Here is a 24,646-nt window from a genome sequence, read left to right as displayed (position 1 = left end):
ATTTCAATAATGTCGAGGAGGTTTTATGAAAGCCATAGCAATGAAACTTTTCGTTTTAGTTTTTCTCGCTTCAGTAACGATATCGGCGAACGCCGATGAGGAAAATAACGCGGATGACGAAAAGACCCCTACCATAAGCAAAATTAACATCGCCAGCAAGAACGGGGTCGCCGAAAACAGTAGTAAAGGCGTTGTCGTTAGCGAGGCCAACGCTAGAAATCGTGGCAGGCCACTGGAAGCTGGAGATACCGCCGCTCCGATTAATGAGAAGAAGCACTCCGATGGCCAGCTTCTTTCGGAATAAGCGACTCGCCGCTATGCAGCGGGTACCAGCAAAGGCGATTATCTAACCGATATCGCTTTTAAATAAAGTTTAAACCTAAGAAAAGAGGTGCAGTGCACCTCTTTTTTCGTTTCACGTTACCCCTACTGCCGCTGGTAACGATAAATCGCCATATCGGTTTCTTCCTGCCATAGGCAGTAAAAACCCGTATCGTCCATGCGTAGAATACTGCAGGCAAATCCATCGGCATCAGGTTCTTTCCAGTCGTCGCTACAGGTTTCTCTCTCGCGTAGCGCCCGCGTTACCTGCACCACTTGGCTACCTTGCAACTGCCAATCATACTCTGTTTCAAACAGGTTACAGCCCTCTTGCTCGTCGGAAAAGGTAAACTTTCCGCTACCGTCTTCTTGTTTGCTATCGGAGCCGAGCACCTCCCAGCTACAGTCATTATCATGGAGTGCCGACACTTGGTAGTCGCCGGGCAGTTGGTCGGCTTCAATGGCGGCGAGAGATACACCCATTTTAAAGTGCGCGTCCCACCCCAGCTCGTTCATTGTTTCGCTGTAGTGCCAGTCCGAGAGTGAGCCGCTCATTTGCAATAAGCCCAGATAGCTCTGCTCGCAATTTTCCGGGAAAACAGCGGCCATGGTTTCCGGTGAACTGAGTAAAACATCGCCGGCACGCTCAAGGTTAAGACCGAAAGCTGTGAGACCGTGTTTTGCCAGTGCCTCTCCGTCCATGGCGTTGGCGGCTTCAGTGGCCCGTTCACCGCGGTAGATTACGATGTGCTGGCTCTTGATGGCGATGTAGAGCTGTTCGCTCGTAAACGGCGGCGTGAACGCAACGGGCGTACCGTCCGTCGGCACCCGTTGGCCAGTCAAACCGGGGGCGTAGGAGGTCAATAAAGAAACTAAGCTTTCGGGATCTTTGGCGCTGAAGGAGAGCAGCGCATCACCATCAAGCCCGGCTTCGCTGTCCGGATCGGCGTGTACATCGTAAACCGCCAGGCCAACACCCTGGAGCCCACTGGCCATGGCGGTAAACATGCCCATCATCATGGGGTTGGCCCGATTCAGTTGCCGCTGCATGGCTTGCAAGGAATCACACTCATACGGCGCGTTGACAAGCTGGCGCCAGAGGGCGCTCAAGGTTGGCACCAGCTCGTCCATGGTAATACCCATCGCTGCGGTGAACAGCTTATCGTCCACATGCCGACTGTACTCCGGCAAAAAGCCGGGCAGGCGCTGGAGTTGATCGCGCACTTCGGTATTTTCAATGCGTAAAACCGAACGCAAGCCCATGCGAATCTGTTGTTCGCTGAACGCATAATCGGTGTTTCCAAATACCTGACGCGGCGCTCCTTGGGTTAACTGCACGTATTCTTGCCGGCAAGCGGGTGAAAATTTTTCCTTCAGTTTTCCTTCGTAGTCCGGAAACAGCGTCAGCAATTCCCGCCCGGTACGATTTTGCTCGGGCAACAGCAGCGCTTGCGCCAGACGATAGTAATCCACAAATCCCAGTAACAGATCGCTGCGCCCAAACTCTGCCCCCCAGTTTTCTTGGAAGTCGGTATCGGCGAGAGACTCGGAGATGGACTGGCGAGCGAAGCGCTGCAAACGATTGGCGTCGGCGTCTCGATCGGTAAGCAAGGAAAGCGTCAGTTGCTGCGGCTCGACCACTATGCCCAGTTGCAGAGCCGGAACATTCGGGTGAGTATTTTCACTCAACAACGGCCAAGTCCGCACAGACACATCGCCTACCGTGGTTTGTGGATACTGGAAATCCGCCTCCGCCTCGGCGCGATCCAAAACCGCGTTCAGGGCGGCGCCGTCATTCAGCTCCAGCCGGAACACCGGCATGGCGCCGTGCCAGTAGAGTGCAAAGGCAGCCTCGGGGTTGAATCCATAATGCTCTAACATGCCGTGATAACCACGTTCCTCACCCGCCGCCAAGAAGTCTTCCAATAACCACAGCAATAAAGGTAAGGACGGATGTTCGGTATTACGCATCTGATCCAATAACGGCTCTAGCTCATGCGAACCGATATTGTACTGCCCTGGATTCCAATCTTCTGGCACACCTTCGGAAGTGTTTCTACCCACAATCACAAAAGGGCTGTCGGCGGGAATTTGCCCGAGAAAGCTTACCGGGCCGGCTTCCCGTTCGGTCCGCTCAGGAACCTCGGGCCAATAACGGGCGATTACGGTCGCGGTCACCAATACGGCTACTGCGGCCACGAGGCCGATGGTCCACTGAGACTTCATGGGTACTCCTTCTTTCGTTTTATTGTAAACATCCTTCTGGCGCGCGACGCCTCGAACGCCCATTTTGCCAGAGCCCCCCGGTGGCATCCACTGCAACGGCACGAGCACTGGGGGTACTTTTCGCCGCCAACTCGGGGTATGGGTTTAAAATGAGAACTGTGTCATACGCCAGTTCTGTACCACGACACCGAAAACAGAATTGCGTCCACGCGTCCCAGTAGTTTCCGGGGCGCCGGAACTGGTATCCTGCTCAAAGGCCCTTAGATGGGAGGGAACTGCTAGAGCCTCTCGCGCTCCAAGCTACAACTTTTTGCGCCAGCGCTACCCCATTCGGAGTTATTATGACCATCAGAAAAAGCCTGCTCGCGGGTCTCGGTTTGTCCCTGAGTGCAGTATTTCCCAGTGCCCAGGCTATGCCCGCCGAAGAATTTGCACAGTGTATTGCCAATATCGACGCCCTGGCGCGTACCGAAGGTATTTCAAGCAACACCCTCGAGCAAAGCCTGGCTAACGTGAAATTTTCCGAGCGAGTGATCGAACTTGACCGTCGGCAACCGGAATTCACCACAACCTTTGCGGATTATTTTGGTCGTCGGGTCAATGAGCAGCGAGTCAATCAGGGCCGCGCTCTACTCAAAGAACACGGTGCCCTACTGGAGCGCGTTTCTAAACAGTACGGTGTGCCCGCGCCTTATCTGGTGGCCTTTTGGGGCTTGGAAACCAATTTCGGTAGTTTCTTTGGCCGCATGTCCGTATTGGATTCGCTCGCCACGCTGGCTTGTGATCCACGCCGCAGCACCTATTTCACGCGCGAATTGATCTCCGCCTTGCGTATTATCGACGAAGGCGCGATCACGGCTGAGCGAATGGAAGGTTCCTGGGCGGGTGCCATGGGGCACGTACAGTTTATGCCGTCGGTGTTTCTGCGCTATGCGGTGGACTACGATGAGAGCGGCCGCCGGGATTTGTGGAACAGCCTGCCCGATGCCATGGCATCGGCCGCCAATTTTCTCCAACACTTGGGTTGGGATGAAAACACCCGCTGGGGTCGGGAAGTAAAACTGCCGAACAATTTCCCCTTTATGGAAGCCGGTCTGGACACTCGCAAGCCGCTGTCTGAGTGGGCCAAGCTGGGCGTGCGCCGGGCCGACGGGGCGCCACTGCCCGCTGCAGACTTGCAGGCTTCGCTCTTGATACCTGCCGGGCATGAGGGGCCGGCATTTTTGGTGTACTCCAATTTCAGAGTGATTATGGGTTGGAACCAATCTGAGTTCTACGCGCTTTCCGTGGGCCTTTTGGCCGATCGTATCGCTGGCGCCGGCCCTTTGGTTCAAAGTCCACCGGCGGATGCCCCACGGTTAAGCCGGGATCAAGTCGTCGCTTTGCAGGAAACGCTTAATGGCAAAGGCTTTGACAGCGGCACCGTCGACGGGATTTTAGGGCCCGCCACTCGACGCGCTCTGCGAAGCTTTCAGCACAGTCAGGACATGGTAGCCGATGGCTTCCCCGGCCTTGAGGTGCTCAAAAAGTTGGGTATTAATCTGTCCGATTAAGGCTCTATTTCATCAGTTGGAGGAAGCACCCCTCCACAAGGCCCGCGTCATTATTACGCGGGCCTTGTGCGTTTACTGGCGTTCAAAAATTTGACGTTACAACCCTTCCCTTTCGCCCCATTTTCAAAGCGTCAACAAACCTAACATTTTTGGGGGCGTTTCGTGATATTGATAACCATATGGACGATTTTAGCGCCATTTAATGACAAATCGGTCCGTATAATGTATTTCGCGCCACAGCCAGAAATGGCAGAATCACTTCCGTTCTTCCCTGGAGCTGGAGGGAGTTCACTGTCATCAGAAGGAGTCGGACAGAGAGCGGAAGAGATTGTTAACGACCCCGGGGTTGCCTTGCATAGGCGCCCGATGACGAGAAAGAGTAATTATGAAGAAACTGTTGATGGTCGCTGCATTTAGCGCTGCATTTTCTGCTTCTGCCTGGGCTTGTGAAGCCCCGCAAAACAAACCAGAAATACCCGATCCTTCGACGGCCGTGACGGCGCAGATGGTCAAATCGAATAACTTGGTGCGCGAGTATGTGCAAGCCAAAGAGGCATACCTGAACTGTGCACGGCTGAGCAACGCCGAGCTGCGCCGCCAGGAAAGTGCACTCAAAGCCTTTGCCGATGAGTTCAACCAGGCAATTAGAGAATTCCGTTCAGTGAACGGTTGAGTTTACGAAAGTCAGTCTTTTTTCGCCCCCGCAAGGGGGTTTTTTTTGTCCAAAATTTATTATTTTTCTTTAGCCGAGCTCAGGGTCATATCCCCTTCAAACAGCCGATCGAACTTTACCCTCGGCTCGTCCCAGTCGCCGGAGATGCGATAACGAATGCTGGTGGCTTGATCCATTTGACGCTCAAACAGCTTGCTGACAATAAACACGCCGGCGGCCGCTGGCAGCCCGCCCACCAGTGCCGTTAAAAAGGTCAGGTTACCGGCTACGGGCAAGGTCGCAACGAGGCGTGCGTCCAGAGTTTCCTCCAGTAAATCGACTCGGCCCACCAGCTGCATACGGCTGGACGGACTGCGCACTAACAGCGGTTCCCGAAACTCCACTTGCCCTTCATTAAAAAACGCTCGCCCGCGAATGCTGTCGTAAGCCAGTCCGCTCTGATAAAGATCGGAAAAGTCCAAGCGCAGACGGCGCGCCAAAGCATCAAAATTCAAGACGGCGAACAGGCGCAGGATACCGTCGCTGCCACCGGCCGGGTTGCGAACAAAGCGGCCTTCGTCCAGCTCCAGAACCACATCGCCCACCAGTTTTTCCGCGCTCACTCCCCAGGGCGGCGCGGCCCAACTCAAATTTGCCCGGTAGCTGGCGCGCTGGCTTTCAATCAGGTCCGGCTGCCCCCATCGCCGCATCACTTCACCCATGTTTTGGGTGTGAAAAAATCCGGCGAAGTGTGAATCTTGCGAACCGTCATCCCGGAAGTACCAATCCAACACTGCCCCCTGCTCTCCGTTGAGACCACTGAGATGCAAGCCGCGCACTTCCCCAATAATTTGATCAAACCGTATCCCCTCTTCTCCGGGCACCAGATGGAAAGACCAGTGACCGTAATCCTCTCCCTCAACGGTGAATTGATCAATCATCACTTCCGCAGCCGGCAGCTGGCGAGGATCAAACACGTCGTCACTGTCGGTGGGTAAGTCGGTGAGCAAGGACGGAGCCAGGCGCAAATAATCCAGTTCGATCTGCAAGGGGCGTTGATCGTTGAACCACTGCAAATTCCCCTGCAAGGTGTCATTCGCGAAGTTCAATGACCACCCGTCAGCTTCAGAGGACACGCCCAGGTCTATATCTTCCAGCAAGACGCCGCCCAGTTGATGTTGGCCCAAACGCATTTGGGCACTGAGCTGCAAGTCGTCGGCGAGTAGCTCTTGGGCACGCTGGGTTTGCTGTTCAGGGTCATGTCCAAGTTTTTCCGCATGGGCGTTGTAGCGATCCCAAACGCTCTGCCAACGAGGCCAGTCAAAGCGATCCAGACTTCCGCTCAGGTGCAACCTTGAGTCGGTGGGCAACTGAGCTGGCTCACCCAGCGCCAAATTGGCGGCCCGTAACTGAAAACCTTCGGTGTCGAGCTGCACCAGAGCTTGCAACAAATCGCCATAGTGAAGATCGATCAGCGACGTCTCGGTACCGAACACCATGTTCAAATGCGTTGGCCGCGCTGTAGCGGGGCCTTTGCCATACGGGGCTGGCAAATCGACCGCAACACCTTCGAGATCGCTGGTAATGGCCAGGGCTACCTTGCGGCGATCGCCCTCATCGGTTTCTGGGCGGTGAGTGAGTTCCACTTGCGCTCGATAGTTGATGTTGCCGCGCAGGAAGGCCGCCGCGGGTTGTTGAGACCATTCCAGCAATCGGTCACTGTGCACCGCACCAGCGAAGGAGAGCAAGGTTTGAGGCAGGTCTTCATCCCGTGAGCGTTGGCTGGCAATGGATATACTCAAAGGTTCGCCAAACAAAGTGGTTTGCAAGGCGTCGGCGCTCAGCCCGTCCCGGTCGGTGTAGCGAATACGACCCTTCAGGTTACGCATTTCCAGGTCATAATGATCCATAGCCCAGCGGGGGACATCTAGATCTACAGTGACTACCTGTCGAGCTCCGGGCTGATCTGCCTGCAGTGGAATTGCCAGCGACAATTCCGCCTGCAAATCGCCATGCATGTACCAGCCGTCCATTGCTCGGCCCACTTGGCGCTGCAAGGCGGATTCGCGCAGCAGCCTCAAACCGTCGCTGGCGATACCGTCGACTTGGCCATCAATAATTAATAAAAGGCCTTCGCCCTCCGCATTGGGTGCAAGGCCGATCTCAACATCATGAACTCGGCTGTTATACACCTGGGCTTGTGTCAGTTGCACGTTCAAGTGGCTGTCATCCAACCAAAGCTGCCCTTCCCCTCCTGTTAGCGCTGGCCACTCTGAATCGTACTTAAGCCGGGCTCGCTCGAACGCCAAATACAGTTGGTGGCTCCGCGCCATCTCGCTGGGCTCGCTGAGGGTGCCGCGAAACACAAAATCGCCAGCGGTGACACGCCCCGGATTGGCGCGTGCCAGGCTGCTGTGTAACCAATCGGTCAAAACCGGGGGCAATACGGCGGGCAGATATTTGGCGTACAGGGGCGCCGCCATTTGTTCTGTAGCCACCTGAATATAAAGGTCGATGTCATCGGTACCGGCTTGCCAGGGCATGGCCAGCCAGAAGCTGCCGCGAGCGGATTCCCGCTCACCCGCCAGCGTCAGGGGGCCGCTATTGACGTAAATCCTGTTGTCTTCCGGCCGTAGATGCCAAGCCACCTGCCCCCGGGCTCGCTGGTAGCCCATGGGCGCGTCGTACGTGCCCTCATAAAACATGCCGAAGCCGTTGCGACTGTCTAGATCCAGGGTGCCACCGGACTGATTGGCCGCCAGGTAGCCCGAAACATTGGTAAAGCCCGGGACGTTTTGCCAGGGATCTACACTCACCTGATTCAGTTCAGCGGCCAGTTCCCAGCGTTGCGGTTCCTCCCGGGGTAGCGTCAGTTGCACGTGGTGCAAGTGCCCGCGCGGCTTGAGAGTTTGCAGTACTTCTTGCAACAAGCCATCCCCCAGCAGGCCAAATTGATCCACCAAGTCGGCCCAATAGCCCAGCTCCAGGCGGTCCATCATGATCTGCACTGGCGCTTTTGGTCCGTCCAGGCTGGCCCCCATATTCACCGCTGGAAGCTTTTGCTCGCCCCACAGCGCACTCAGCTCCTGCAGCGCCATTTGCCAGCGGCCGTCGCGCATCCACTGCCCGGACACTTTCGTGGATACGGTACGCAGATCACGCCCCTGTATGGGTAGCGTCAAGTCTTCCAGGGTGGCGTGCCCACGAAGACTGTAACCTTCGCCCCTGGGTAAACTGTCAAACCACAGCCGCGCGTTGGCTCGCCCGTCCCGTACCCATTCGCCCCGTTCACTTTCACCCAAGAAGGCTTCTTCCAGAGCTACCACGGACTCCCGCAGAGGAATCTGGCTTAACTCCAGATGACCCTGGGTGTGGAAGCGGCGCGAATCTGAAGGGTTACCCTGGCCTTCGATAACCAGTTTCAAAGCGCCGGCGCGCTCAGCGATGTCAACCTGCGCCGACAAGCGGTGAAAGTCTTCGTGATTTTCCAGCAGTATGTGGGGTGCGATAAAGTCCAACCGCTCGCCGTTGGCAAACGCCAGACGCAGCCGGGTATCATGAAATTCAACGCGGGTTCCCAGTTGTACCAAGCTCCAAACGTCGTCCAGCTGGGCCCCTTGCTGCTGAGTCGCTGGCCCGGGTACACCCCAAGTGCCAGATTCGCTTTGGGTGAGCAATAGGTGGGCTGAGTGCAGTTCTATTTCCCCCCAAACGGGCTTGAGCCGTAGGGCACTGCTCAACAGGTCGAGCTCAAGCTCAGCACCTTCGGCCACCAGAAGGCGGTAACCATCCAGATCCCGAATGCGGATATCCCGTAGGGAAAGGCGCGGTTTCAGGCCCTCCCAATGGGCGTGAATAGCCCCCAGACTGACTTCCAGATTAAGCTGTTCCGACAGATATTCCGCGACTTGATCGGGGTAGCGCTCCGCCAGGGGCGCCAAACTGCGCCCAGCCTGAACCACTACCGCCGCCCCTATCAGCACAACAGCACACAGGATGTAGAATTTTTTCACCAGGTAGCGAAGAGCTTTTACCATGCGGTGAAGAGACCTTTAAGGACAGGGTTAAACACACTACACCAAGACAACGTCGTATTGCTCCTGGGTAAACAAACTCTCGACCTGGAACTCGACCGTGCGGCCAATAAAAGCTTCCAGATCCGCCACATAGGCGGCATCTTCGTCCAGTAGACGATCCACCACCACTTGCGAAGCCAACACCAGGAACTTGGTATTCTCGTAGGCTCGCGCCTCTCGGAGGATTTCCCGAAAAATTTCATAACACACAGTTTGCGGGGATTTGATCTGCCCGCTGCCGCTGCACAACGGGCAAGGTTCACACAACATTTGCCCAAGTGATTCGCGCGTACGCTTGCGCGTCATCTCTACCAGGCCCAACTCAGAGACGCCGGTAATACTGGTTTTGGCGTGATCTTTTTCCAGTGCCTTTTCTAATGTCCGAAGCACCTGGCGCTCATGCTCTGGATCTTCCATATCGATGAAGTCCAGAATGATGATCCCGCCCAGGTTGCGCAAACGCAGTTGGCGAACAATCGCCGTCGCCGCCTCCATGTTAGTTTTAAAGATAGTCTCTTCCAGGTTGCGCCGCCCAACAAAAGCTCCGGTATTCACATCTACGGTGGTCATCGCCTCGGTCTGCTCAATAATGAGATAACCGTTCGATTTCAGGGGCACGCGGGTATCCAGTGCCCGGCTGATTTCATCCTCAACCCCGTACAGGTCCAGTAGCGGGCGCTCGCCTTGATAGCATTCGATCAAGTCGGTCAGTTGCGGGTAGTAACTTTCCGCAAAGCTGCGCATCTGCTGCCAGCTCTGACGGGAATCCACGCGTATTTTTTCCAAAGAGGCGCGCGCCAAATCACGCAGGGCGCGCAAAGACAGTGGCATGTCCGTATGGATGACTGACGGCACTGCGGCCCCGGCGCTGGCGCCCTTGAAGTCGGACCAGAGCTTTTGCAGAAAGGCGATATCCGAGGCCAGCGCTTCGGCGTCCACACCTTCCGCCACAGTACGCAAAATAAAGCCGCCCGAGACGCCCTGTTCCGCCACCAGCGTCGCCACCAAAGTGCGCAACCGCTCTCGTTCTTCTTCGTCTTCGATCCGTATGGACACACCGATGTGAGCGCTGTGAGGCAGAAAGACCAAATAACGTGAAGACAAACTCAGGTTTGCGGTCAGACGAGCCCCTTTACTGCCGATCGGGTCTTTGCTGACTTGTACGAGAAGGCTTTGCCCCTCTCGGAGAAGGGTACGAATGTCCGGCAACTCAGCGCGGCGCCCTTCGACCTCCAGGGGCATGTCGGCGATATCCGCCGCGTGAATAAAGGCGGTGCGCGCCAGGCCGATCTCCACAAAAGCCGCTTGCATGCCCGGCAGGACACGGACCACTTTACCCTTGTAGATATTGCCCACGTAGCCCTTGTTGTGGGTACGCTCAATGTGCAGCTCCTGCACTATGCCGTTTTCCACAACCGCCACACGGGTTTCGACCGGGGAGACGTTTACCAGGATTTCTTCACTCACTCCCGGCTCCCGTCTGCCACCAGGGCACTTGAAAGTCCCGCAGCAGATCCAGCGTCACTTCCAACGGCAAGCCCACAACGCCTGTGTAGCTACCTCGCAACTCGCGCACGAACACCGCGCCCAAGCCCTGAATGGCATAACCACCCGCTTTGTCGGCGGGTTCACCACTGTGCCAGTAACTGCGAATCTCGGTATCGGTCAGGGGCCGAAAGCTCACCTCACTGACGGACAGACGAACCTGTTCGGACACTCCGTCGCGCATGGCAACAGCGGACAGAACCTGATGCTGGCGCCCGGACAGTCGGCGCAGGATGGTCGCCGCATGCTCTGGATCCAGCGGCTTTTCCAGAATCTGGCCCTCAAAGACCCCTATGGTGTCGGCGCCCAATACCGGAAGTTTGGCTAATCCGTCGCGCTGCAGCCGTTCGTAGCCGGCGCGCGCCTTTTCAAGAGCCAAGCGCTGTACATAGTCAGAAGGGCTTTCACCAGGCTCGGGGCGTTCTTCCACCGAGACTGAAAGGGGAGTGAAGCGCACCCCGATTTGCCTGAGCAGTTCGCGGCGTCGGGGAGACTGGGAGGCGAGGTACATATCGGACATGGCTAAAAACTGTCTGTTGGTTCAAGTACGGCGCTGGCCGTTCGCGCCGTCTAGCTTACGGCGAAACGGTGACGTAGGTGCTCCAGCAGCCGGTAACAAAACGGCCACAATAACGCACTGGTGAACGCGGGGAGGAGAAAGTACAACCCCGGCGCGTTCCCACCGGACATAGTGTACACCCAGTTGGCGGTCAGTTGACTAATACCCACCAGAACAAACACCCAACAGGCTTGTTGCCATAAGCCGTAATTGCAGACTCGTTGATAGGATTGCAGGCAGATATAGGTCACAATTACCATACCCAGCGCATGCTGTCCCAGAGGTGTGCCGGTAATCAAATCCTGGACCAGCCCCAGGCACCAAACCAGCGTAAGGCTGGTGCGGCCGGGCACGATCAAGCTCCAGTAGATTACCAATAAAAGAAGGAAGGCGGGGCGGCCCCAGCGCCAATCCAGTGGCAGGGGGTATACCGCCAGCAGCAGCGCCACCAAGACAGCGCCAATGACGACCCATCGATCCGCGCTGCCGAACACCTCAGTTGTCTCCGTCTTCGTTTCCGAATACGAGCAGAACGTGCCGACTGCGATCCAGACGAGCTTTGGGCGAGGCAATAACGGTGGCAAAGGACTGCCCTGGGTCGCGCACCACCTCTTCCACCTGCGCTACTGGGTAGCCCACCGGATAGCGGCCTCCCAGGCCAGAGCTGACTAACACGTCACCGGCCCGAATATCTGTGGTGTTGGAGACATGGCGCAAGCGCAATTGATTGAGGTTACCGGTACCTTCGGCAATGGCGCGCACACCGTTGCGGTTTACCTGCACCGGCAGGGCGTGGCTGCTATCGGTAATCAGCAATACCCGGCTGCTGTTGCTGTGAACCTCCACCACTTGCCCCATCAAGCCAAACGCATCCAACACCGCCTGCCCGCGGTAGACGCCATCACGGCGGCCACGGTCGATCATAACGGTGTGGGTTAACGGGTCGGGGGAAATACCGATAAGCTCGGAAATCAGGACTTTGTCCTGGAGCATATCGCTGGAGTTGAGCAATCGCCGCAGACGCACATTCTCCGCCGCCAGGGCGGCCATTTGTTGCAGCCGGCGTTGATGAATCAGCAGCTCGGTTCTCAGTGCTTCGTTTTCCGCCTGCAAATTGGCTCGGGATCTGAAAGTGTCCTGCCCCCAATCCTCCAAGCGTTGCGGTATGTTGGTCACCCAGTAAAAGGGGGTCGCCACAGTGCCCAGCTGGGCGCGCACTGGCGCCAGCCAATCTGTGTAAATGCTAACGAGAATGAGGGCAACCGCCGCCAAGCTAAATATCAGAGCACGGGAGGCGACGGCGGGACCCTTGGTGAACAGCGTTTTAATGGCAAGCTCCCACGCTCAGCGTTATTGCACGGCTTTTAGGAGGACAACAAGTCGATGTTGCGCTTATCCATCATCTCCATGGCCAGGCCACCGCCTCGGGCGACGCACGTGAGCGGATCCTCCGCAACAATAAACGGCAGGCCGGTTTCGTTGGACAGCAGTCGATCAATGTCGCGCAGCAAGGCGCCACCGCCCGTCAGCACTACACCGCTCTCGGCAATGTCCGACGCCAATTCCGGCGGAGACTGCTCCAGAGCACTCTTAACCGCCTGGACGATACCCGCCAGTGGCTCTTGTAGGGCTTCTAAAATTTCATCGCTGTTGAGGGTAAAACTGCGCGGCACACCTTCAGCCAAATTGCGACCACGTACATCGATCTCTCTCACTTCGCTGCCCGCGTAAGCGCAACCCACTTCCTGCTTAATCCGTTCGGCGGTGGCATCACCGATAATGCTGCCGTAATGACGGCGCACATAATTTACGATTGCCTCGTCAAAGCGGTCACCACCAATGCGTACGGAATCCGAATAGACTACCCCATTAAGAGAGATGACGGCGATCTCAGTGGTACCACCACCGATATCCACCACCATGGAACCACTGGCTTCAGAAACCTTCAAGCCCGCACCAATGGCCGCGGCCATAGGCTCTTCAATCAAACGCACCTCACGTGCGCCGGCGCCCATGGCCGACTCGCGAATGGCGCGCTTTTCAACTTCGGTAGAAAGACAGGGTACGCTGATCAGCACACGTGGACTGGGCTGAAACCAACTGGCTTCATGCACTTTCTTAATGAAATGCTGAAGCATTTTTTCGGTGACCTGGAAATCGGCAATAACACCGTCCTTCAAAGGACGAATCGCCGTGATGTTGCCCGGAGTACGACCCAGCATGCGCTTGGCCTCAGTGCCTACCGCCTCCACAATCTTGTGGCCTTGATGATGGCGAATGGCCACCACCGAGGGTTCATTTAGGACAATGCCCCGGCCCCGAACGTAAATCAGTGTGTTTGCGGTACCTAAATCGATGGAAAGGTCGTTGGAAAAAGCTCCACGGAGGTGTTTTAACATGTGGTGACGAAGCCCTGTATTGTTCTAATGTGATCACAGCGAGGCGTACCGAATTGCCATAGGTGCTGCAAAAGAGATAATCGATGTAGCTTGGCAGCGCCAAGCCGCCTGGAAACAACCCAATAAGCCACTAAATAAATAAAAAGTATAGCGGCAAAATTCCTTTAGCGCTGACTGATCCTTCTCAGAGTCCGCTCGGCGGACCCCGAGGTGCACGCTTGGACCGGAGATCGCCCAGTAAATTCGCTCAATATTGCAACGTATTTCTCTTCCTGAGCTGAAAATTGGGAAAAATCGGGGATTATCCAGCCACCAGGAGGGAGGCGCCATATAGATGAGGGCACTCTATCAACGGCGGGGATTTAGGGCAAGGCACAAATGTGGTAACTTTAGCGGTTTAACCCACATACATCGGCCCCAAGCCGAGCAGTATCCCCGATTTGAATTTGGAGCCCTCGCTGATGGCCACTGTAGAACCTTCCGATATCGCCAAACTGGCCCAATTGGCGCGCATTGCCGTTTCCGAGCAACAATCTGGCGAAGTGGCCAGTCGCATCACCGAAGTACTCAATTTGGTGGATCAATTGCAAGCCGCCGACACCCGCGACGTCGAGCCCATGGCGCACCCTCTGGATGCGGTGCAACGGCTGCGTGCCGATCAAGTCACCGAACAGAATCGGCGCGAGGCGTTTCAGGCCATTGCGCCCGCCGTTGAAGATGGCCTTTACCTGGTTCCCAGGGTCATCGAAGAATAACCTCAATTGTGATTTCTGGGCCCGCATGCCCGCCCCTATCTAAGGACACTTTTTCCCATGCATGACCAGACCATGGCCCAACTCGCACTAGGGTTGAAACGCCGAGATTTTTCCAGCGTCGAACTGACTCAACATTACCTGGAGCGAATCCAGCGCCTGGATGCCACCTACAACAGTTTCATCACGATAACTGAACAACAGGCATTGCAGCAGGCCGAGGAAGCCGACCGCCGACTGGCCCAGGGCGACGCGCCTACCTTGTGCGGCATACCCATCGCCCACAAAGACTTGTTTTGCACCGATGGCGTTCGCACCAGCTGCGGCTCGAAAATGCTCGACAACTTCGTGCCCCCTTACAGCGCTACCATTGTGGAAAACCTGCAAGCGGCTGGGGCAGTCATGCTGGGCAAAACCAATATGGACGAGTTCGCCATGGGCTCCTCCAATGAAACCAGCTACTACGGGCCGGTAAAAAACCCCTGGGCCATCGACTGTGTCCCCGGCGGATCCTCCGGTGGTTCCGCCGCCGCTGTGGCCGCGCAACTGGCCGCTGGTGCTACTGCCAGTGACACGGGCGGCTCCATTCGCCAGCCCGCGGCACTGTGTGGATTGACCGGTCTGAAGCCCACCTACGGACGCGTGTCCCGCTGGGGCATGATCGCCTTTGCATCCAGTCTGGATCAGGCCGGTACACTGACCCGCACCGCCGAAGACTCGGCACTGATGCTCAATGCCATGGCCAGCTTCGATACACTGGATTCCACTTGTGTTGACCAGCCGCTGGAAGATTACACCGCGAATTTGAATCAGCCTCTGAAGGGTTTGAAGATCGGTGTACCGAAAGAATACTTCAGCGAGGGCTTGCACCCGGAGACAGGCGCAGCCGTGGAAGCGGCGATCAAAGTGTACGAGGGCCTGGGTGCCAGCGTGCAAGAGATCAGCCTGCCCCACTCCCATTTAGCGGTACCGGCCTATTACGTCATCGCCCCGGCCGAGTGTTCCGCCAACCTGTCTCGCTTCGACGGTGTGCGCTACGGCTACCGGTGCGAAACCCCCAAAGACCTTATGGACCTGTACCAGCGCTCGCGCAGCGAAGCGTTCGGGGATGAAGTGAAACGCCGCATTTTGGTGGGCGCCTATGCACTCTCCGCCGGTTACTACGATGCCTATTACAGCAAAGCCCAGAAAGTGCGCCGACTCATTAAACAAGACTTTGTGGACGCCTTTACTCAAGTGGATGTGATTATGGGTCCCACCTCGCCTTCACCGGCGTTTGCCTTCGGTGCCAAAACCAAAGACCCGGTGGCCATGTACCTGGAAGATATTTACACCATCGCCACCAACTTGGCGGGCTTGCCCGGGCTGTCGATTCCCTGCGGCCTGGTGGAAAACAAACCCGTTGGTTTGCAGTTGATTGGCAATTACTTTGCTGAAGGGCGGCTGTTGAACATTGCCCACCAGTTCCAGCAGACAACGGATTTCCACACGCGCTCCGCGCCAGGTATTGAATGACGCGTTGCCAGTAAGCCCCGAACCGGGCCACTGAAACCACTACTCAAGGTTTATGACAAAGATGGAATGGGAAACAGTAATCGGGCTGGAAGTACACGTACAACTGGCCACCAAAACCAAAATATTCTCCGGCGCCAGCACCGCCTACGGCGCAGCGCCCAACACCCAAGCGTGCGCCATTGACCTGGCCATGCCGGGCACGCTGCCTGTGGCCAACGAAGCCGCGTTTCGCTACGCGGTGATGTTCGGTTTGGCCGTGCATGCGGAAATCGGCAAACGCTCCGTGTTCGAGCGCAAGAACTATTTCTACCCGGATCTTCCCAAAGGCTATCAAACCACCCAGTTGGCCGAGCCGATTGTTGGCCCGGGTTATGTGGACTTGGAACTCTCTGAAGGCCGAACCAAGCGAGTCCGCATTCACCACGCGCACTTGGAAGAAGATGCAGGTAAATCCCTGCACGAAGACTACCACGGCATGAGCGGCATCGACCTGAACCGCGCCGGCACCCCGCTGATAGAAGTGGTCACCGAACCGGACATGCGCAGCGCCGAAGAAGCGGTAGCCTTCGCCAAGAAACTGCACAACATCGCCACCTCTTTGGAAATCTGTGACGGCGATATGTCTCAGGGCTCCATGCGCTTTGACGTCAACATCTCCGTTCGCCCCAAAGGCCAGGAAACGTTGGGTACGCGTACCGAAACCAAAAACCTCAACTCCTTCCGTTTTATGGAAGAAGCCATTGCGCTGGAAGTGGAACGGCAGATCGACGTATTGGAAGACGGTGGCAAAATTGTCCAGGAGACTCGTCTCTACAACGGCGAAACCAAAGTGGCCCGTTCCATGCGCACCAAGGAAGACTCGGATGACTATCGGTACTTCCCCTGCCCGGACCTGCTGCCGGTCATCCTCGACGATCAGTACATCAACGAAGTGCGTCAACAAATGCCCGAGCTTCCGGAAGCGCGCCGTGAACGTTTCGTGGCTGACTATGGCTTGACCGAATACGACGCCACGCAACTGACCGCGGAACGTGCCGTGGCTGACTACTTTGAAGCCACCGTGAAAGCTTGCGGTGAAGCGAAATTGGCAGCCAACTGGATTATGGCTGACTTGTCCGCTTACCTGAACAAAGAAGAGCTAAGCATCACGCAATCCAAGGTCACGCCGATTCAGTTGGCCGGGCTGATCACGCGACTGACCGACGGCACCCTGTCCAGCAAAATTGCCAAACAAGTCTTCGAAGCTATGACCCTTGGCGAGGGTGACGCCGACACCATCATTGAAGCCCGCGGCCTCAAACAGGTATCGGACACCGGCGCCCTGGAAAAACTGGTGGACGAGGTTATCGCCAACAACACCAAACAGGTGGACAACTACCGAAGTGCCGACGAGGCGAAGCGGCCTAAAATGTTGGGCTTCTTCGTCGGCCAGATCATGAAGGCCAGCAAGGGGCAGGCAAACCCTCAGGCAGTGAATGATATTTTGAAAAAGAAACTGGAAGGTTAAAAAAACCGAAGGAAAGGATAGGCAGGGTTTTGAGACCACCGGAGGCAAAGCGCGATGGGAAGCGTACAGGTAACATCCATGTGCACAGCCCTGCGGACTGCCTTCAACTTTGCGATACCAAATGGTGACGTCCTTTCAGGCAACACAGTAGAGGAAAGAGTCTCCAGCGTTTTGAGACCCTCGGAGGCAGGAAGCCGACGCGGAGCGTACATGGACGACTCGCAGGGAAGCGAGGAGTGCCCCGAAGCGCCGGGAGCGCGTAGGGGCCGTTATATACAGCGTGTCTCACAACGCAGGGTACCCTTTCCTGAACTAGCTACATCGCTGCGTCTAAAACCAATTTATTGAGAATGCAACATGAGCCAACGTAAAGATAAAGAAAAAGTCATCGGCGAAACCTTTGACGACGAACGCATCAAAAGCTTTCTGACCTATCCCGCGCCCGAAGGAGTTAGCCAGGACTTCCACGTACTGGAAAAAGCTTACCGTGGCATGCGCGAGGAAAACTTCAACACCTTCGTACAATTTTTTCTGGACGCGGGCTATGACCTCAACGCCCCCGGACCCGACGGAAAGACCTTCCTGCAAACCATAAAAGATCACCGCATCGCGGGCGATTACATTCAAACCCTGGAAAACGCGGGCGCCAAGTAAAGCCCATGAGCCAACGCCGCCTAAGCGCCAGCCTGACAACGACATTCGTTCTGGCGGCGCTTATGCTCGTTTTGGGCCTGATGCCATTCTGGAGCGTACCCGCGCTGGAATTTAACCGCACCCTCATTACCGAGGGCCAATGGTGGCGTCTGCTCACCGGCCACTGGGTGCACTATGGTGTTTACCATTTAGCCATGAACGCTTTTGCGTTTGTGCTCTGCGGCTACATTCTGCTGCGGCACCTGCCCCTCAGCCACTACTCGCTACTGACCTTGACCTGCCTCTTGGGCGTAGGTGCCGGACTCTATTGGCTCAGCCCAGAGCTGCACTACTACGCCGGGCTCTCCGGCGCCCTACACGGCCTGTTAGTCGCAGGCGTTTTGTTGTCTTTTAAAGATGCACCCTGGATCGCTGCCGCTGTTTTGGTAGTCCTCTCCGCTAAACTGATTCAAGAGCAAGGCGCGAGCTTCGACCCTGAGCATCCACTACTGCCAGTGCCTGTGGCCGTAGACGCGCATTTGTACGGCGCCGTGATTGGCTTTGTATGGGGCGTCTCAGTGCACATCTTTCGACAGCTGAAGCTGCGCGCCCACTGAACACCCACTCCTGCGCGCATTCATTTGGCTTCTAGCTACATACCCCTTTGGAATTTTCCATCGCTCCGGTGTCAACAATTGATAGAGACAGCTTCAACACCAGGATTATGCGGAACCAAATGGGTACTGCATAAATAAATGGGTAGTGTGTATTAGGAGGTCCACCAATGACGCACCGTGAATATGAAGAGTACCCCGACGATCCGATTGACGAAACGGATGATGAGTACCCCGCCGAGTTCGATGAGCTTTTTTTCGACGACGATGACGAGCCGACAGAGGGCATTGGCGAAACGTTGCCCAAAAACAAACTTGAACGCGACCAGCCACCAACGCAGGCTCGCGAAGCAGGCCTGACCGGAGGAGCCATACCCGCGGATCAAACCACCCAAGACGATCTCTCCCCCGAAACACTGATCAGCGAGGATGGCAGCCGTTCACCCAGGGAACCAGACGGCGAGGATAGCGCCGCCGATCAAAGGTTAGCCGAGGCTAGCGCCGATGAAATCGGAGCCGGCTCCGGCTTAGATGAAGCCGAATTGGCCCGCGCTCGCCCCCTGGATGGCCAGCCTTGGGATGGTGACAACGCCGAACCCCTGGCACCTGAGCCTACCGTTAATAAATAGTTTCCCGATGCACTCCAGAAACAGGGCAAAACCAACGAAGACGAATAGACGAAAGCCGTTGCACGTTTAAGCGTTTTTATCTGCAGCAGGCTGGCCAGCGTGGGGCAATTATGGAAGGCTACTAGAAAATAGCTGCGTGCACGGCTACCCGCATCCCGTCGGTTAAAAGGAGTCTGACATGTTCCTAACGGAGTTGAAGCGTCAACTGATCGGAGTGAAACATCGCATTAAAGACGACAGCCTGTCACTGGTGGCGGCAGGCGTCGCTTTTTACATCTTTCTGTCAATTTTCCCCGCGCTGGCCAGCGTTATTTCAATCTACGGCTTGATATCCGACCCACAAACGGTGGAAAACCATGTCACCGCCATGGAAAATTTTATGCCAGAGGAAGTCATGGGCATTGTATCGGAACGGCTAACCACGCTGGCGGAAACAGGAGGCGGCTCCCTGACCTTTGGCGTCGCCATAGGGATACTCGTCTCGCTATGGAGCGCCAACAAAGCCATGAAAGCTGTAGCCAAAGCCTTGAACATCGCCTATGACACCAAGGAGAGGCGCGGTTTTATCAAGTTCCACTTGGTGACCCTAGGGCTTACGCTCTTCTCTACCGTCGCATTCATTGTCGCCATCACCGTAGTGGTGGCCATGCCGCTGTTCGTGAGCGTGTTTTTAACGCGGCAAGTGGAGCTTCTGGCAACCTTGTTAAGTTGGACGCTGTATTTAGGTTTACTGGTTGGCATGTATTTAATCGTCTACAGTGTGGCACCGGATCGAAATCGTGAGAGTTGGAAGGAACTACTACCAGGTGCAATTGTGTCGGCCTTTCTGTTTGTCATTGCCTCCACAGCGTTTTCCTTTTATGCCTCAAATTTTGGTGAATTTGAGCAGGAATACGGTGCATTGGGCGCAGTGGTGGCAACCATGATATGGTTGTTCATCGGCGCATTTATATTTCTGGTTGGTGCAGAACTCAATGCCGAACGCATTCAACGCTATAACGATAGAAAACCCGTCAAAGGCCTTGACGACAGCTCTTAGGCTGCGTTTACTACGGGTAAATACTAAGACAAGGGAGAGAATTATGACAATGATACGACGCTTGGCCTGCCAAGTTGGTGTAGCCACTCTGGCACTGAGTATCCTGGGTTGCGCTGAAAATGACGCTGAGGACATGGAACCTAGGACGATAGTGGTGGATATCCGCAACGCCAAGGATCTGACACAAACCCTCGGCACAGTCACACTTATGGAAGACGTTCCGATGGGTTTGGTGGCTGTATTTGATATTGACTCTAATGATGTCATCCCGCCAGGCCCCAGGGCTATTCATATCCATGAAAACCCAAGCTGTGCGATAGCACCCACGCAAGAAGGTGGTGATCCCGTTCCAGCAGGCGCTGCAGGCGGTCACTTTAATCCTTTGCATGTTGGACACGGGGAAGATGATGGCCCTCATGTTGGCGACAGCGATGCGTACAACTATGAGTTTGACTCCGATGGTAGCTTCAGCGGAACTGTACGCTTTTCTCAAGCCAGCTTTTCCGGAGAGACTTCGGTATTTCAAGGCGGCGGCACGTCTATTGTCATCCATTCCGGAACCGACGATATGCGTAGCAACCCGGCTGGTGATGCCGGCCCACGCGCTGCCTGCGGGGTAATTTCCGCCGAAGAGCAACAGGACTAACGTTCTGTAATTACAGAGTGCTGATGGTCCGAACTTTTAGCCGCTCCAGTACGTGTCGCGCTTGCTGGAGCTGGCTGGCACTTAACGTGTGAGCGGCTACCACTGTCTTGCCTTCTTGCAGCGCCGCTTGGGAGGCCACCAGATATTGAGCATGGTCCGGGCGTAGCATCGCCAGCGCGCTCAACAAAACCCCCGAGAGCGCCCCTCCAATCACGAACAAACTTATGCTCACTAACCAGCGCTGAAACGCAAACTCAGCGCCCATCAGCAGAAATAGCAAATACACCGCGAGCCCGAGCAGAGCTCCGATTCCGCCCAGCCAGAGTTGATAACGTATCATCAGAGACCAGTCGGGCGCCAAGTCCGCATCGGGATGGCGCTCGCCAGGCCGTACGACGAACACCTGATCGTAACTCAAGCTGGTACCTTTTCGTAATGACTCCAGAGCATGATCAGCATCCACATCCGTGCGGCAAATGCCCGCCACCTTGTGATTAAATAATTCCGCGATCATTCCCATAGGGTCTTTCATACTTCCCCCCCAGTACTGACGCAGTGCATCTCTCAGCCGAACCCCACAGGGGTTTCAAACCCCTCGGGCTTTACCGCCAGCAGCGAACACTGCAACTGGTTAATGATGGCTTCGGCGGTATTGCCAATCAACAAACCCGCGATACCTGTGCGGGCAACAGTGCCCATTACCACCAAATCCGCCGCCTGCTGGCGAGCCATAGCCGGAATTTCCTTATCGGCCCGTCCACGCACCAGATGAAGTTTGGGGGAAAGCGCTTGACTGTCGTCCCGACCTAAAAATGTTTTTACCTGTTCTCCGAGCTCTTGCAACCCCGACTCATGGGTGGCGGCGATGTTCTCCACCACCGAGGGTTGTTCCGGCTCTTCACTCCACAGACGCAGGTTAATTTCACCCGGAGCGCTCCAGGCATGCACAATGTGCAACTCCGCTTCATCCGCCGAGGCTTGCAGTGCCGCGAGCCGTAATATCGCTCCGTTGAGCTGATCCTCGACAGGGTCGGGATTCTCAGGATCAAAGTCGACGGCAGCCAGCACACGGCTGTAATTGGCCTTTTCTCCAGGATGAGTCAGCCACACAGGGCAGGGACATTTACGCAATAAGTGCATATCGTCGCTACCAAATACGCGTTCCAGGATGCCGGGATTTTCCGCCGGCTTAATGACCAGGTCATAACCATTGCGCATCACCGCGCGGATAATTTCCAAAAAGCTGGTACCGGCCAGAACCTCTGATTGAAAGGTTAGCTGCTCTTGGTAGGGCTCCACAAATTCTCGCAATGCCCGTCGTCGCTCGTCGGTCACTTCCAGCAGTGCTTCACCCATAGAGGGGCCGCTATCAGGCGTCCAGCCTCCGATCATCACCCTGGGGATCACATCCACGACGGACAGTTTGGCCCGGTGTTCTTGCGCCAGAGTAATGGCACGCGCCAACGTTGGCGCACTCTCTTCATGCCCTGGGGTTACAACACACACGATGTTTTCGAATAAACGCATTTTGCTTTCCTCCAGTCGCCATGGCGGATCATCCTGCCCGATCCCGTGAGGTCAGCAGCTCGGGCCTGCTCGCCCGGCCCAATCAGCTCTGTCTGTAAGAGTACCTTAATTTCGGTGGGGTTTTCGCGTATCCTTCAATAGCAGATCGTCATAACCAATGGGCTGCTGAAAGCCAAAGCAACTAGCCTTTGAAAAACCGTTTGACCTTGGTATGTTGCCGATTATGCGTGGCGGGCCGCGTCAGCTCAGCGCCCAAGTTTTGATCGCAAATCTTTGTGCGATCTATCATTATCAACAGCCTGTAAGCTCGCCGAAAGGAGTATTCATGGGTAGAACCGCCCTGGGCATGTCTTCACTTATTGTCAGCATAATTTTGCTGGTCAGCGGCAATGCCTTTTTGACCAGTGTGCTCGGCCTCCGCCTGAGCATTGATGAGTTCAGCTCCGGGGTGATCGGCTGGATTTTGGTGTTCTATTCATTCGGCTTTGTTGCTGGCTCCTTGTACGCCAACCGGATTATCAACAAGGTCGGTCATATTCGGGCCTTCGCGGTGTTTGCCGCCGTCCTGGCGGCAGTGATTTTGGTACATCCGCTGGCAGTGGAAATCTCCTTGTGGGCTCTGCTTAGAGCACTGGCGGGTTTCGTGATGGCCGGCCTGATGATCGTGGTGGAAAGCTGGTTCAGCAGCAAAGCCAACAACCAGAACCGAGCCAGCTTATTCGCGGTGTACCAAGTGATTTTTTTCCTGTCCACGGCAGGTGGACAAGTGTTAATTCGAGTTGCCGACCCCGCCGGGTTTATACCGTTCTCTCTGGCCGCCATACTGGTGGTACTGGCGGTGGTGCCGCTCTCTATGACCAAGCGGGAGTCCCCCACCATTGAGCCCAGTGAGCGAATGTCCTTGCGGCGACTGTACAGAGTCTCCCCTGCCGGGGCCCTGGGTGCTCTGGTGGGGGGGATACTGATTACTTCCTTCTACACCATGGGTCCGGTATTCGGGAACCAGATAGGGTTGGACGTGGGGGAAATTTCCAACTTTATGGTCGCCGCCATTATTGCCGCCATGTTACTGGCCTGGCCCGTGGGCCGGCTGTGCGATCACTTTGATCGCAATCGCATCATGCTCGCCATGTCTTGTGTGGCTGGTGTCGCTAGTTTGTCCGCCGCACTGGTTGGAGGCTTCAGTATGCCGCTGTTGGTTTTTTCGGTCGGTGTTTTTATTGGCATTAGCGCGACCCTTTACCCCATCGCTGTTGCCATCACCAATGATTTGATGGAAAGCCACCAAATCACCGCTGCCAGCACCGCCTTACTCTTAAGCTACGGCGTGGGTAGCTGTGTTGGGCCACTGCTTAGTGCTGCGTTTATGGATGTACTGGGACCGCGCGGGTTGTTTGTCAGCAACGCGGTGGTCCTGGGCGGGTTAATCGCTTTTTTAACGGTTGGCCGTGCGAAGCCCACGGTGGCGGTCGCCGATCAGGAACAATTTATTACCATTACTCCAGAGGCCACCTTAGGTTTGGCTGAATTGGATCCGCGCGCACCCGACATCGAAGATATCAACTCGCCGAGCGAACCACGCCCGGCGCCTTAGCCGCTCACACATCAGGCTTTTTCGTAGACGTAAAAGTCTGCAAAGGAGCCTTTTTTGTAGTTTCCACGGTAGGGGTATTTGTTCGGGATGTGTTCTTGGAGTTGCCACTGCGGCAGCTCTGACTCCACCCAACGGGTGAATTTTCGGTGACGCACATGCGGGCCAACCTGCCGCTCCGGGTCGTCAAAGTTGCTGGCGTAAATAATGACATAGCGCTGCGCGGCGGCGAACAGAGTCCGCATATACTCGGTAAACACCTCATCCTCGACCAAGTGGTAGATCACGTCTAATGACAACGTTAGATCCGCACTTTCCTGAGCATAGTCGCTCAAGGGTAAAAACTCTTTTGTGTCATCGGAACGAAACAGCTCGCGGCACAAATCAACCGCGGTTGGGCTGACGTCTATGCCCAAATAGCGTGGATACTCGGCCAGCAAGAGCTGATTGCCATCACCACACCCAAACTCGATAACACTTTCAATGGCTTGTTTCGAAACAAAGCGATTAAGCACCTCGGCTTTGAACTCCGCAAACTTTCGATAGGAACCAGCGCCTGAGTGGCCACCTAAAGCGTAGCGCTGCTCCCAATAATCCTGTGAGCTGGTAAAGTGAGGGGAATGATTCGAGCCTCTGAAGGCGCGGCGTAATAGGCGGCTAAATTTGCCGGTGGAAGGCACGGTGTGAGTTCGTCCAAACACAAACACATCCTCTGTCGCGTTGGGTGAAAAGGCTACGGGGGTAGCCTAATAGTTTAGCTAAAGACAAAGTCATCCGAGACTGACCCGCGAAGCTAACTGATAGTAGCAACCACGGTGTCAAAAATACAAGCCGTGAACCACACAACGACAAGTTGCTGGAC

Annotated in this window: 22 protein-coding genes; 12 read left to right on the top strand and 10 right to left on the bottom strand. The window is 55.7% G+C overall.

Annotation, left to right across the window (positions count from 1 at the left end):
* Nucleotides 1-25: 25 nt before the first annotated feature.
* Entirely contained in the window at nucleotides 26-304 is a 279-nt protein-coding gene (locus RBH33_RS00350) for a hypothetical protein (protein ID WP_306730127.1), read from the top strand.
* A gap of 122 nt (nucleotides 305-426) precedes the next feature.
* On the opposite strand, the gene RBH33_RS00345 is transcribed toward RBH33_RS00350, so the two are convergent.
* Nucleotides 427-2,547, bottom strand: a complete 2,121-nt coding sequence (locus tag RBH33_RS00345; protein WP_306730126.1) for a hypothetical protein — start codon at nucleotides 2,545-2,547, stop codon at nucleotides 427-429.
* 341 nt (nucleotides 2,548-2,888) lie between these two features.
* Here RBH33_RS00345 and RBH33_RS00340 point away from each other — a divergent pair, with 341 nt between their 5' ends.
* Together RBH33_RS00340 and RBH33_RS00335 are read left to right on the top strand one after the other, a co-directional pair.
* A complete protein-coding gene (locus RBH33_RS00340; RefSeq protein WP_306730125.1) occupies nucleotides 2,889-4,100 on the top strand; it encodes a lytic murein transglycosylase in 1,212 nt (403 codons plus the stop codon).
* A gap of 385 nt (nucleotides 4,101-4,485) precedes the next feature.
* On the top strand, nucleotides 4,486-4,773 hold the full coding sequence (locus RBH33_RS00335; RefSeq protein ID WP_306730124.1) for a hypothetical protein: 288 nt from the start codon (nucleotides 4,486-4,488) through the stop codon (nucleotides 4,771-4,773).
* A 59-nt stretch (nucleotides 4,774-4,832) separates the two neighbouring features.
* Here RBH33_RS00335 and RBH33_RS00330 read toward each other — a convergent pair whose 3' ends face one another.
* Genes RBH33_RS00330 through RBH33_RS00305 form a run of 6 tightly spaced genes read right to left on the bottom strand, consistent with a single transcriptional unit; the run spans nucleotide 4,833 to nucleotide 13,331 of the window.
* Nucleotides 4,833-8,789: a YhdP family protein gene (locus RBH33_RS00330; RefSeq protein WP_306730123.1), complete on the bottom strand. Its 3,957-nt coding sequence runs from the start codon at nucleotides 8,787-8,789 to the stop codon at nucleotides 4,833-4,835.
* A gap of 36 nt (nucleotides 8,790-8,825) precedes the next feature.
* The gene (rng, locus tag RBH33_RS00325) at nucleotides 8,826-10,295 is read right to left on the bottom strand and encodes a ribonuclease G (protein ID WP_306730122.1); all 1,470 of its coding nucleotides are present in this window, start codon (nucleotides 10,293-10,295) and stop codon (nucleotides 8,826-8,828) included.
* Complete coding sequence (locus RBH33_RS00320; protein ID WP_306730121.1) at nucleotides 10,288-10,893, bottom strand: Maf family protein; 606 nt, start codon at nucleotides 10,891-10,893, stop codon at nucleotides 10,288-10,290. Before RBH33_RS00320 ends, rng begins: the two co-directional genes overlap by 8 nt.
* A gap of 50 nt (nucleotides 10,894-10,943) precedes the next feature.
* Nucleotides 10,944-11,426, bottom strand: coding sequence for a rod shape-determining protein MreD (gene mreD / locus RBH33_RS00315; protein WP_306730120.1), 483 nt, complete (start codon nucleotides 11,424-11,426; stop codon nucleotides 10,944-10,946).
* Between the two features lies 1 nt (nucleotide 11,427).
* Nucleotides 11,428-12,252 (bottom strand): rod shape-determining protein MreC, encoded by an 825-nt coding sequence (gene mreC, locus RBH33_RS00310; RefSeq protein ID WP_306730707.1) that lies wholly within the window; start codon nucleotides 12,250-12,252, stop codon nucleotides 11,428-11,430.
* Nucleotides 12,253-12,296: 44 nt separating this feature from the next.
* Nucleotides 12,297-13,331: a rod shape-determining protein gene (locus RBH33_RS00305; RefSeq protein ID WP_306730119.1), complete on the bottom strand. Its 1,035-nt coding sequence runs from the start codon at nucleotides 13,329-13,331 to the stop codon at nucleotides 12,297-12,299.
* A gap of 461 nt (nucleotides 13,332-13,792) precedes the next feature.
* On the opposite strand from RBH33_RS00305, the gene gatC reads away from it, so the two are divergent.
* The 8 genes from gatC (at nucleotide 13,793) to RBH33_RS00265 (ending at nucleotide 20,666) form a co-directional block, all read left to right on the top strand.
* Nucleotides 13,793-14,086: an Asp-tRNA(Asn)/Glu-tRNA(Gln) amidotransferase subunit GatC gene (gatC, locus tag RBH33_RS00300; RefSeq protein ID WP_306730118.1), complete on the top strand. Its 294-nt coding sequence runs from the start codon at nucleotides 13,793-13,795 to the stop codon at nucleotides 14,084-14,086.
* A gap of 57 nt (nucleotides 14,087-14,143) precedes the next feature.
* Nucleotides 14,144-15,598 (top strand): Asp-tRNA(Asn)/Glu-tRNA(Gln) amidotransferase subunit GatA, encoded by a 1,455-nt coding sequence (gatA, locus tag RBH33_RS00295; RefSeq protein ID WP_306730117.1) that lies wholly within the window; start codon nucleotides 14,144-14,146, stop codon nucleotides 15,596-15,598.
* 61 nt (nucleotides 15,599-15,659) lie between these two features.
* Entirely contained in the window at nucleotides 15,660-17,105 is a 1,446-nt protein-coding gene (gene gatB / locus RBH33_RS00290; protein WP_306730116.1) for an Asp-tRNA(Asn)/Glu-tRNA(Gln) amidotransferase subunit GatB, read from the top strand.
* 357 nt (nucleotides 17,106-17,462) lie between these two features.
* Entirely contained in the window at nucleotides 17,463-17,759 is a 297-nt protein-coding gene (locus RBH33_RS00285; protein ID WP_306730115.1) for a PA4642 family protein, read from the top strand.
* A gap of 5 nt (nucleotides 17,760-17,764) precedes the next feature.
* Complete coding sequence (gene rrtA / locus RBH33_RS00280) at nucleotides 17,765-18,355, top strand: rhombosortase (RefSeq protein WP_306730114.1); 591 nt, start codon at nucleotides 17,765-17,767, stop codon at nucleotides 18,353-18,355.
* Nucleotides 18,356-18,522: 167 nt separating this feature from the next.
* Nucleotides 18,523-18,981 (top strand): hypothetical protein, encoded by a 459-nt coding sequence (locus RBH33_RS00275; protein ID WP_306730113.1) that lies wholly within the window; start codon nucleotides 18,523-18,525, stop codon nucleotides 18,979-18,981.
* Between the two features lie 178 nt (nucleotides 18,982-19,159).
* Nucleotides 19,160-20,020 (top strand): YihY/virulence factor BrkB family protein, encoded by an 861-nt coding sequence (locus RBH33_RS00270; protein ID WP_306730112.1) that lies wholly within the window; start codon nucleotides 19,160-19,162, stop codon nucleotides 20,018-20,020.
* Between the two features lie 43 nt (nucleotides 20,021-20,063).
* Nucleotides 20,064-20,666: a superoxide dismutase family protein gene (locus RBH33_RS00265; protein WP_306730111.1), complete on the top strand. Its 603-nt coding sequence runs from the start codon at nucleotides 20,064-20,066 to the stop codon at nucleotides 20,664-20,666.
* 10 nt (nucleotides 20,667-20,676) lie between these two features.
* Here the strand turns inward: RBH33_RS00265 and RBH33_RS00260 are convergent, their stop codons facing one another.
* Together RBH33_RS00260 and RBH33_RS00255 are read right to left on the bottom strand one after the other, a co-directional pair.
* On the bottom strand, nucleotides 20,677-21,198 hold the full coding sequence (locus RBH33_RS00260; RefSeq protein WP_306730110.1) for a hypothetical protein: 522 nt from the start codon (nucleotides 21,196-21,198) through the stop codon (nucleotides 20,677-20,679).
* Between the two features lie 32 nt (nucleotides 21,199-21,230).
* Nucleotides 21,231-22,193 carry a universal stress protein gene (locus tag RBH33_RS00255; RefSeq protein WP_306730109.1) on the bottom strand — a complete coding sequence of 321 codons (963 nt, stop codon included), beginning with the start codon at nucleotides 22,191-22,193 and terminating at the stop codon, nucleotides 21,231-21,233.
* A 325-nt stretch (nucleotides 22,194-22,518) separates the two neighbouring features.
* Here RBH33_RS00255 and RBH33_RS00250 point away from each other — a divergent pair, with 325 nt between their 5' ends.
* On the top strand, nucleotides 22,519-23,787 hold the full coding sequence (locus tag RBH33_RS00250) for an MFS transporter (protein ID WP_306730108.1): 1,269 nt from the start codon (nucleotides 22,519-22,521) through the stop codon (nucleotides 23,785-23,787).
* A gap of 11 nt (nucleotides 23,788-23,798) precedes the next feature.
* On the opposite strand, the gene RBH33_RS00245 is transcribed toward RBH33_RS00250, so the two are convergent.
* Nucleotides 23,799-24,485: a class I SAM-dependent methyltransferase gene (locus RBH33_RS00245; RefSeq protein ID WP_306730107.1), complete on the bottom strand. Its 687-nt coding sequence runs from the start codon at nucleotides 24,483-24,485 to the stop codon at nucleotides 23,799-23,801.
* Nucleotides 24,486-24,646 lie beyond the last annotated feature (161 nt).

Source organism: Marinimicrobium hydrolyticum, from assembly GCF_030848505.1.
GTDB lineage: Bacteria > Pseudomonadota > Gammaproteobacteria > Pseudomonadales > Cellvibrionaceae > JAVDDU01.
The sequence above is the reverse complement of the archived record's forward strand: the minus strand, read 5'-3'. Positions and strand labels throughout refer to the sequence as shown.

Bases quoted from the DNA above. Each gene is read 5' to 3' on its own strand.
- RBH33_RS00335 (WP_306730124.1), top strand. From the start codon at position 4,486: ATGAAGAAACTGTTGATGGTCGCTGCATTTAGCGCTGCATTTTCTGCT.
- RBH33_RS00260 (WP_306730110.1), bottom strand. From the start codon at position 21,198: ATGAAAGACCCTATGGGAATGATCGCGGAATTATTTAATCACAAGGTG.
- RBH33_RS00345 (WP_306730126.1), bottom strand. From the start codon at position 2,547: ATGAAGTCTCAGTGGACCATCGGCCTCGTGGCCGCAGTAGCCGTATTG.
- RBH33_RS00275 (WP_306730113.1), top strand. From the start codon at position 18,523: ATGACGCACCGTGAATATGAAGAGTACCCCGACGATCCGATTGACGAA.
- rrtA (WP_306730114.1), top strand. From the start codon at position 17,765: ATGAGCCAACGCCGCCTAAGCGCCAGCCTGACAACGACATTCGTTCTG.
- RBH33_RS00340 (WP_306730125.1), top strand. From the start codon at position 2,889: ATGACCATCAGAAAAAGCCTGCTCGCGGGTCTCGGTTTGTCCCTGAGT.
- RBH33_RS00320 (WP_306730121.1), bottom strand. From the start codon at position 10,893: ATGTCCGATATGTACCTCGCCTCCCAGTCTCCCCGACGCCGCGAACTG.
- RBH33_RS00270 (WP_306730112.1), top strand. From the start codon at position 19,160: ATGTTCCTAACGGAGTTGAAGCGTCAACTGATCGGAGTGAAACATCGC.
- RBH33_RS00285 (WP_306730115.1), top strand. From the start codon at position 17,463: ATGAGCCAACGTAAAGATAAAGAAAAAGTCATCGGCGAAACCTTTGAC.
- gatB (WP_306730116.1), top strand. From the start codon at position 15,660: ATGGAATGGGAAACAGTAATCGGGCTGGAAGTACACGTACAACTGGCC.
- RBH33_RS00350 (WP_306730127.1), top strand. From the start codon at position 26: ATGAAAGCCATAGCAATGAAACTTTTCGTTTTAGTTTTTCTCGCTTCA.
- RBH33_RS00330 (WP_306730123.1), bottom strand. From the start codon at position 8,789: ATGGTAAAAGCTCTTCGCTACCTGGTGAAAAAATTCTACATCCTGTGT.
- RBH33_RS00305 (WP_306730119.1), bottom strand. From the start codon at position 13,331: ATGTTAAAACACCTCCGTGGAGCTTTTTCCAACGACCTTTCCATCGAT.
- gatA (WP_306730117.1), top strand. From the start codon at position 14,144: ATGCATGACCAGACCATGGCCCAACTCGCACTAGGGTTGAAACGCCGA.
- RBH33_RS00255 (WP_306730109.1), bottom strand. From the start codon at position 22,193: ATGCGTTTATTCGAAAACATCGTGTGTGTTGTAACCCCAGGGCATGAA.
- RBH33_RS00265 (WP_306730111.1), top strand. From the start codon at position 20,064: ATGACAATGATACGACGCTTGGCCTGCCAAGTTGGTGTAGCCACTCTG.
- RBH33_RS00250 (WP_306730108.1), top strand. From the start codon at position 22,519: ATGGGTAGAACCGCCCTGGGCATGTCTTCACTTATTGTCAGCATAATT.
- gatC (WP_306730118.1), top strand. From the start codon at position 13,793: ATGGCCACTGTAGAACCTTCCGATATCGCCAAACTGGCCCAATTGGCG.